Genomic DNA, 5,959 nt, shown 5'->3' with positions numbered 1-5,959 from the left:
TGGTAGGCCAGCTCGCAGAGCTTATCTGCAACGCCCCCGTTGTGTAGCGGCCTAGCACGCCGCCCTCTCAAGGCGGTAGCGCCGGTTCGAATCCGGTCGGGGGTACAGATCCTTCCCATGGAAGCAGTCAGGGTCGCACCCACTGCTACCGATGCAGGATCGCTAGGGCCCCCGTTGTGTAGCGGCCTAGCACGCCGCCCTCTCAAGGCGGTAGCGCCGGTTCGAATCCGGTCGGGGGTACAGAGAAAAGACGAAGGGGCCTTCCCGTGCGGGGAGGCCCCTTCGTCGTTCATTCCTCCTCGGCGCCCTGCCCGAAGCGGCGGTTGGACTCCTCGGCCTGCGCGATGCGGCGCAGCGCGAGGAGTACCGGTTCGTAGAGCACGGTGAGCGCGACGGCCGCCTGCAACTGCTCGTCCGGGGATTCGTAGCGCTCGATCAAGTCCAGGTCGGCGACCGCCAGTTGGCGCCCGGCGCGCGCGTAGGGCGCCAAGTCCCCGACGGCGCAGGGATATCCGAGCCGGGACAGCGTGCCGACCGCGGTCACCAGCATCCGGTACGCCGGTGAATCGTCCCCGTACTCCCGGGCGTGCTCCCAGTCGGGCTGGTCCAGGAGCGCGTCCACGGTGTGCCGCGCGGCCTGCGTGTGCGTGTCGTCCCCGGCTGATTCGGGGCCGTGGGGGAGCGCCCAAACGGCGGTACCCAGACGGGAGTTGTGGTCCAGGGATTCGTCCTCAAGGGCGGTGAGCACTTCCCGGGCGGACGCGATCGGTACCCGGCCCACCTGGATGAGCGCCCGGACCAGGCGGAGCCGCCGCAGATGATTCTCGTCGTACTCGGACTGCGTCGCCGTCACCCGGTGGCCGGGCGGGAGCAGGCCCTCGCGCAGGTAGTACTTGATCGTGGCCGTCGAGACCCCGCTGCGCGTGCTGAGCTCCGCCAGTCTCATCGGCTCGCTCCTTCTCTTGCCGTCCTGCCTTTTGCCTGTCCTGTCGCCTTCCCCTTGCGCATCCACTTGGGGAGTGGCACTATCCAATCATGGATAGCGTCACTATCCAACGCTCTCTGGATGGGGGAATCATCGTGAGCACCAAGCCGATCGAAGGGCGCATGACCGCCGATGCGCGGGGCGGCGTGACCGTCTTCACCATCGGGATGCGCATCAACAACTTCCGTGCCGTGCGCAGCTGGTGGCCCGTCTTCCGTGCCATGCCGCGGATACTGAAGGAGCTGTCCCGGGACCGGGGGAGCGGCATGCTGGGGTACCAGCTGCTGCTGGGCGGCCCGCGACTGCTGTACGTCGTGCAGTACTGGGAATCGACGGAGAAGTTGCTCGCCTATGCGTCCGACCAGGGCAAGGAGCACCGGCCGGCCTGGGCCGCCTTCAACCGGCGGGTACGGGAGGGCAAGGGAAAGGTCGGCTTCTGGCACGAGACGTACGACGTGCCGGCCGGCGCCCATGAGGCCGTCTACATCAACATGCCGGAGTTCGGCCTGGGCAAGGCCATCGGCGTGGTGCCGGTCGGCCGCCGCGGGGACAGGGCCGCGGACCGGCTCAAGGCGGCCTGAGGGCCGTACGGAAACAGATTGCAGGGCACATGAAAACGCCCGAGGGGCCGCCGCGGCGTTGAGGCGGCCCCTCGGGCGTTCTGTGCTGTGTGCGAGTACCGGCGGGTCAGCCGCCCGTGCGGCGCAGCGCCTCGGACAGGCGTCCGGCGGCGTCGATGATGGCCTGGGCGTGCATCCGACCGGGGTGCCTGGTCAGGCGCTCGATCGGTCCGGAGACCGAGACGGCGGCGACCACGCGGTTCGAGGGCCCGCGCACGGGGGCGGAGACGGACGCGACGCCCGGCTCCCGCTCGCCGATCGACTGGGCCCAGCCCCGGCGGCGTACGCCCGAGAGGGCCGTGGCCGTGAAGCGGGCGCCCTGGAGGCCGCGGTGCAGGCGCTCCGGCTCCTCCCAGGCCATCAGGATCTGCGCGGACGAGCCCGCTTTCATGGTGAGCGTCGAGCCGACGGGGACCGTGTCCCGCAGGCCCGAGAGGCGCTCGGCCGCGGCGACGCAGATACGCATGTCGCCCTGGCGGCGGTAGAGCTGCGCGCTCTCGCCGGTGACGTCGCGCAGATGCGTGAGGACCGGGCCCGCCGTGGCGAGCAGGCGGTCCTCGCCGGCCGCCGCCGCGAGTTCCGCGAGCCGCGGGCCGAGAATGAAACGGCCCTGCATGTCGCGCGCCACCATCCGGTGGTGTTCCAGTGCCACGGCGAGGCGATGTGCCGTGGGTCGTGCGAGTCCGGTGGCCGCGACCAGCCCCGCGAGGGTGGCCGGACCGGACTCCAGGGCGCTCAAGACGAGAGCCGCCTTGTCGAGAACGCCGACGCCGCTAGAGTTGTCCATGCGTCGATACTCGCGTCTCACTCTGTGAAACGCAAGTTCAATTTCCGATGGAACACGTCACCCTGTACGTGCGATCCGCGGACCAACGGAAAGCGGTCCACGCGCGGCACGAGGGGTACGGGCGTGGACGAACATTCTCTAGTTGGGCCGGCCCAACACAGCCGGTCGGAGGGAAAGCGATGGGTAGGACACTCGCGGAGAAGGTCTGGGACGACCACGTCGTCCGGCGCGCCGAAGGCGAGCCCGACCTCCTCTTCATCGATCTGCACCTGCTGCACGAGGTGACGAGCCCGCAGGCCTTCGACGGCCTCAGGCAGGCCGGCCGGCCCGTGCGGCGTCTCGACCTCACCATCGCCACCGAGGATCACAACACCCCGACCCTCGACATCGACAAGCCGATCGCGGACCCGGTCTCGCGCGCCCAGTTGGAGACGCTGCGCAAGAACTGTGCCGAGTTCGGCGTGCGGCTGCACTCGCTCGGCGACGTCGAGCAGGGCGTCGTCCACGTGGTGGGCCCCCAGCTGGGCCTGACCCAGCCCGGCACCACCGTGGTCTGCGGCGACTCGCACACCTCCACGCACGGCGCCTTCGGCGCGCTGGCGTTCGGCATCGGCACCTCCCAGGTCGAGCACGTCCTGGCCACGCAGACGCTGCCGATGGCGCCCCCGAAGACCATGGCCATCACGGTCGACGGCGAACTGCCCGACGGCGTCACGGCCAAGGACCTGATCCTCGCCATCATCGCCAAGATCGGCACCGGCGGCGGCCAGGGCTACGTCCTGGAGTACCGCGGCTCCGCCATCGAGAAACTCTCGATGGAAGCCCGCATGACCATCTGCAACATGTCGATCGAGGCCGGCGCCCGCGCGGGCATGATCGCCCCCGACGCCACCACCTTCGACTACATCGAGGGCCGCGACCACGCCCCGAAGGGCGAGGAGTGGGACGCGGCGGTCGCGTACTGGAAGACCCTGAAGACGGACGAGGACGCGGTCTTCGACGCCGAGGTCTACATCAACGCCGCCGAGCTCTCGCCGTTCGTCACCTGGGGCACCAACCCGGGCCAGGGCGCGCCCCTCTCGGCGCAGGTCCCCGATCCTGCTTCGTACGAAGACGCCTCGGAGCGGTTCGCCGCCGAAAAGGCCCTGGAATACATGGGGTTGACCGCCGGGCAGGCGCTGCGCGACATCAAGGTCGACACCGTCTTCGTAGGTTCCTGCACCAACGGCCGTATCGAGGACCTGCGTGCGGCGGCCTCCATCGTCGAGGGCCGCAAGGTCGCCGACGGCGTGCGCATGCTGATCGTTCCCGGCTCGGTGCGGGTCGCGCTCCAGGCCATCGAGGAGGGCCTGGACAAGGTCTTCGTCGCCGCGGGCGCCGAATGGCGGCACGCGGGCTGCTCGATGTGCCTGGGCATGAACCCCGACCAACTGGCGCCGGGCGAGCGCTCCGCGTCGACCTCCAACCGCAACTTCGAGGGCAGGCAGGGCAAGGGCGGCCGCACCCACCTGGTGTCGCCCCAGGTGGCCGCCGCCACCGCGGTGACGGGCCATCTGGCCTCGCCCGCAGACCTGACCGACGCCCCTGACGCCCCCGTGACCGCCGGAGTCTGAGAGCCATGGAAGCATTCACCACGCACACCGGCCGGGCCGTCCCGCTGCGCCGCAGCAACGTCGACACCGACCAGATCATCCCCGCCCACTGGCTGAAGAAGGTCACCAGGGACGGATTTGAGGACGGGCTCTTCGAGGCCTGGCGCAAGGACGGCGAGTTCGTCCTGAACAAACCCGAACGCCAGGGCGCCACGGTCCTGGTCGCCGGACCCGACTTCGGTACGGGCTCCTCGCGCGAGCACGCCGTGTGGGCGCTGCAGAACTACGGCTTCAAGGCCGTCATCTCCTCGCGCTTCGCCGACATCTTCCGCGGCAACTCGCTGAAGAACGGCCTGCTGACCGTCGTGCTCGACCAGAAGGTCGTGGACGCGCTGTGGGCGCTCGCGGAGGCCGACCCGCAGGCCGAAATCACCGTTGACCTGCAGGATCGCCAGGTTCGGGCCGAGGGCATCACCGCCGACTTCGAGCTCGACGAGAACGCCCGCTGGCGTCTCCTGAACGGTCTGGACGACATCAGCATCACGCTCCAGAACGAGTCGGCCATCGCCGAGTACGAGTCGAAGCGCCGCTCGTACAAGCCCCGGACGGTGCAGGTCTGACACCCCTGCAAGACCCTCGCAGCACCCTGGTGTACCCCCAATCGTGGACGGTTGGGGGTACATCTGTGTCTGGCCCCCGCGGGGTACCCGATGACCTGAACGGGTGGTGTCAACTCCCTTGATCCGGACGGCAGAAGAGGCTTGAAATCCCCTTGTACTCGCTCCGAGCGGGTACCCTCAGGAGGGCGCCGAATGTGGGTAGTTACCCCCTGCGGAGGCGACAACTCGCCCCAGATGGCACAATCGGTGCATGGAACGTAACAGCCAACTCGAGCTCTACGGGCTTGTTGCGGACCAACTGAAGGAAGCGCACTCAAGGGTGCGTGCACTGCAAGTCCCGGAGGGCGTACGGATGGCGCTGACCCGGAAGCTGCTGGTCATTACGGCCGCGGCCAAACACGATCTCGCCGATGCGGCAAGGCGTCTGGAGCGATTCATGGCGGACCTCGACCAAGCTGACGAGGGCCGATTCCCCGAAGACACCTGAGCGACAAGGCTCAAACGGCCCTTCGAGGAACCTCCGAGGAACTCATGGACAGCCGAGTTCGTTGCGGCACAAGGGTGATTAGCCCGTTTCGTGTTTGATTTGCGGTATATATCTGCCTAACGTGCGAAAAAGCCTGGCGAATACGCTCGGGCGAGGTCTCCGAAGGGGAAGACGTGAACAAGGCGCAGCTCGTAGAAGCGATTGCCGACAAGGTGGGTGGCCGCCAGCAGGCCGCCGACGCCGTGGACGCGGTTCTGGACGCAGTCGTCCGTGCCGTGGTCAGCGGAGACCGTGTTTCGGTCACCGGGTTCGGCTCGTTCGAGAAGGTTGACCGTCCGGCCCGTTACGCCCGCAACCCGCAGACCGGGGAGCGCGTTCGGGTCAAGAAGACCTCGGTTCCGCGTTTCCGCGCCGGTCAGGGCTTCAAGGACCTGGTGAGCGGCTCGAAGAAGCTCCCGAAGAACGACGTCGCGGTCAAGAAGGCGCCCAAGGGCAGCCTTTCGGGCGGCGCCTCGGCGACCGTCAAGAAGGCCGCGGCCAAGAAGGCCACCGCCAAGAAGGCGACGGCGAAGAAGGCAGCCACCGCCAAGAAGGCCGCCGCCAAGAAGACCACGGCGACGGCGAAGAAGGCAGCGACCGCCAAGAAGGCCACCGCCAAGAAGACCACGGCGACGGCGAAGAAGGCGGCCACCGCCAAGAAGGCGACGGCCAAGAAGGCCACCCCCGCCGCCAAGAAGGCCACCGCCAAGAAGACGGCGCCGGCCACCAAGAAGGCCACGGCCAAGAAGACCGCACCCGCCAAGAAGTCGACGGCGCGCAAGACCACCGCCAAGAAGGCGACCGCCCGCAAGAAGTAAGGGCACGAGGT

General features: G+C 68.4%; 7 protein-coding genes and 2 tRNA genes. 7 read left to right on the top strand and 2 right to left on the bottom strand.

Annotated elements, in window-relative coordinates:
* Positions 1 to 32: 32 nt before the first annotated feature.
* Both ACQKIP_RS37570 and ACQKIP_RS37565 read left to right on the top strand, forming a co-directional pair.
* Positions 33 to 105 (top strand) — tRNA-Glu (locus tag ACQKIP_RS37570).
* 62 nt (positions 106 to 167) lie between these two features.
* Positions 168 to 240, top strand: a tRNA-Glu gene (locus tag ACQKIP_RS37565).
* A gap of 49 nt (positions 241 to 289) precedes the next feature.
* Here ACQKIP_RS37565 and ACQKIP_RS37560 read toward each other — a convergent pair.
* Entirely contained in the window at positions 290 to 946 is a 657-nt protein-coding gene (locus tag ACQKIP_RS37560; RefSeq protein WP_365864814.1) for a MerR family transcriptional regulator, read from the bottom strand.
* Positions 947 to 1,107: 161 nt separating this feature from the next.
* Here ACQKIP_RS37560 and ACQKIP_RS37555 point away from each other — a divergent pair, with 161 nt between their 5' ends.
* On the top strand, positions 1,108 to 1,566 hold the full coding sequence (locus ACQKIP_RS37555; protein WP_365864846.1) for a DUF4188 domain-containing protein: 459 nt from the start codon (positions 1,108 to 1,110) through the stop codon (positions 1,564 to 1,566).
* Between the two features lie 106 nt (positions 1,567 to 1,672).
* On the opposite strand, the gene ndgR is transcribed toward ACQKIP_RS37555, so the two are convergent.
* Positions 1,673 to 2,392 carry an IclR family transcriptional regulator NdgR gene (ndgR, locus tag ACQKIP_RS37550; RefSeq protein ID WP_190084720.1) on the bottom strand — a complete coding sequence of 240 codons (720 nt, stop codon included), beginning with the start codon at positions 2,390 to 2,392 and terminating at the stop codon, positions 1,673 to 1,675.
* Positions 2,393 to 2,571: 179 nt separating this feature from the next.
* Here ndgR and leuC point away from each other — a divergent pair, with 179 nt between their 5' ends.
* From leuC to ACQKIP_RS37530, 4 genes are all read left to right on the top strand, one after another.
* Positions 2,572 to 4,005, top strand: coding sequence for a 3-isopropylmalate dehydratase large subunit (gene leuC, locus ACQKIP_RS37545; protein WP_365864812.1), 1,434 nt, complete (start codon positions 2,572 to 2,574; stop codon positions 4,003 to 4,005).
* A 5-nt stretch (positions 4,006 to 4,010) separates the two neighbouring features.
* The gene (leuD, locus tag ACQKIP_RS37540; RefSeq protein WP_365864810.1) at positions 4,011 to 4,604 is read left to right on the top strand and encodes a 3-isopropylmalate dehydratase small subunit; all 594 of its coding nucleotides are present in this window, start codon (positions 4,011 to 4,013) and stop codon (positions 4,602 to 4,604) included.
* A 250-nt stretch (positions 4,605 to 4,854) separates the two neighbouring features.
* Positions 4,855 to 5,091, top strand: a complete 237-nt coding sequence (locus ACQKIP_RS37535; RefSeq protein ID WP_361194186.1) for a hypothetical protein — start codon at positions 4,855 to 4,857, stop codon at positions 5,089 to 5,091.
* Positions 5,092 to 5,264: 173 nt separating this feature from the next.
* The gene (locus ACQKIP_RS37530) at positions 5,265 to 5,948 is read left to right on the top strand and encodes an HU family DNA-binding protein (RefSeq protein WP_365864807.1); all 684 of its coding nucleotides are present in this window, start codon (positions 5,265 to 5,267) and stop codon (positions 5,946 to 5,948) included.
* Positions 5,949 to 5,959: the final 11 nt, after the last annotated feature.

Source organism: Streptomyces sp. NPDC059900 (genome assembly GCF_050270335.1).
GTDB lineage: Bacteria > Actinomycetota > Actinomycetes > Streptomycetales > Streptomycetaceae > Streptomyces.
The sequence above is the reverse complement of the archived record's forward strand: the minus strand, read 5'-3'. Positions and strand labels throughout refer to the sequence as shown.